The organism is Desulfuromonas svalbardensis, assembly GCF_055389415.1.
In genome coordinates, this window is the sequence record NZ_AP042416.1 from 3255001 (window position 1) to 3257116 (window position 2116).

The window sequence follows — 2116 nt, forward strand, 5'->3', positions numbered from 1 at the left end:
GAACCTTCGCGCGCCTCCGTTACTCTTTAGGAGGCGACCGCCCCAGTCAAACTACCCACCAGGCAATGTCCCTAGCCCGGATAACGGGCCGAGGTTAGATATCCAAAAAAACAAGGGTGGTATTTCAAGGGCGACTCCACCGACACTAGCGTGCCAGCTTCAAAGTCTCCCACCTATCCTACACATGCTGTTCCGAATATCACTGCCAAGCTATAGTAAAGGTTCACGGGGTCTTTCCGTCTTGCCGCGGGTAGACGGCATCTTCACCGCCAATTCAATTTCGCTGAGTCCCTGGTTGAGACAGTGCGGAAGTCGTTACGCCATTCGTGCAGGTCGGAACTTACCCGACAAGGAATTTCGCTACCTTAGGACCGTTATAGTTACGGCCGCCGTTTACCGGGGCTTCGGTTCAGTGCTTCGCTCGAAAGCTAACACATCCCCTTAACCTTCCGGCACCGGGCAGGCGTCACACCCTATACGTCCTCTTACGAGTTTGCAGAGTGCTGTGTTTTTAGTAAACAGTCGCTACCGCCATTTCACTGCAACCCCCTTCAGCTAAGCGAGCGAATCGCTTCACCTAATGGAGGCACACCTTCTCCCGAAGTTACGGTGTCATTTTGCCGAGTTCCTTAACCAGAGTTCTCTCAATCGCCTTAGTATTCTCTACCTACCCACCTGAGTTGGTTTTCGGTACGGTCACATGTTAACTGAAGCTTAGAGGCTTTTCTTGGAAGTATGGGGTCAATCACTTTATGAGCTTGAAGCTCTCGTCATCACGCCTCAGTGTTATACAGGAAAGCGGATTTACCTACCTTCCCCACCTACACGCTTAAACCAGGACGTCCAACACCTGGCTGATCTACCCTGCTCCGTCCCCCCATCGCATTAACAAATGGTACAGGAATATTAACCTGTTTCCCATCAACTACGCCTTTCGGCCTCGCCTTAGGGACCGACTAACCCTCCGCAGATTACCTTTACAGAGGAAACCTTGGGTTTTCGGCGTGCGAGTTTCTCACTCGCATTTGCGCTACTCATGTCAGCATAATCTCTTGTAGTTCCTCCAGCCGTCCTCACGGTCGACCTTCAGCGGTTGCTACAATGCTCCTCTACCACTTAACCCTTGCGGATCAAATCCGCAGCTTCGGTGCTGTGCTTGAGCCCCGTTACATCTTCGGCGCGGACCCACTTGACCAGTGAGCTATTACGCTTTCTTTAAAGGGTGGCTGCTTCTAAGCCAACCTCCTGGTTGTCTAAGCATTTCCACATCCTTTTCCACTTAGCACAGACTTAGGGACCTTAGCTGGCGGTCTGGGTTGTTTCCCTCTCGACTACGGATCTTATCACCCGCAGTCTGACTCCCGCATATACGTTCTCGGCATTCGGAGTTTGATTAGGTTTGGTAATCCGGTAAGACCCCTAGCCCATTCAGTGCTCTACCTCCGAGACGATTCGTGCGAGGCTATACCTAAATATATTTCGAGGAGAACCAGCTATCTCCGGGTTTGATTAGCCTTTCACTCCTATCCACAGGTCATCCCCTCAGTTTTCAACCTAAGTGGGTTCGGGCCTCCACGAAGTGTTACCTTCGCTTCACCCTGCCCATGGATAGATCACCCGGTTTCGGGTCTACTCCCAGCAACTAATTCGCCCTATTCAGACTCGCTTTCGCTGCGGCTCCACCTAACGGCTTAACCTCGCTACTGAGCGTAACTCGCTGACTCATTATGCAAAAGGCACGCGGTCACCCTGACCGAAGTCATAGGGCTCCCACTGCTTGTAAGCGTACGGTTTCAGGTTCTATTTCACTCTCCTTAACGGAGTTCTTTTCACCTTTCCCTCACGGTACTATGCGCTATCGGTCATTGGGGAGTATTTAGCCTTGGATGATGGTCCACCCAGCTTCCCACAGAATTTCTCGTGTTCCGTGGTACTCGGGGACACCCTAGAGTGAGTCAAGGTTTCGCATACGGGGCTATCACCCTCTACGACGGCACTTTCCAGAGCCTTCTGCTACCTATTCTCAATCCCATGTTGGGGCCCCACAACCCCGAAATCACCTAAGTAATTTCGGTTTGGGCTAATCCGCGTTCGCTCGCCGCTACTTACGGAATCT

General features: G+C 51.9%; 1 rRNA gene (cut by a window edge). It reads right to left on the reverse strand.

What is annotated here, in order from left to right:
* A 23S ribosomal RNA gene (locus tag ACZ5KY_RS14530) occupies positions 1-2116 on the reverse strand; its annotated part reaches 611 nt to the left of the window's first position; the annotation flags it as partial.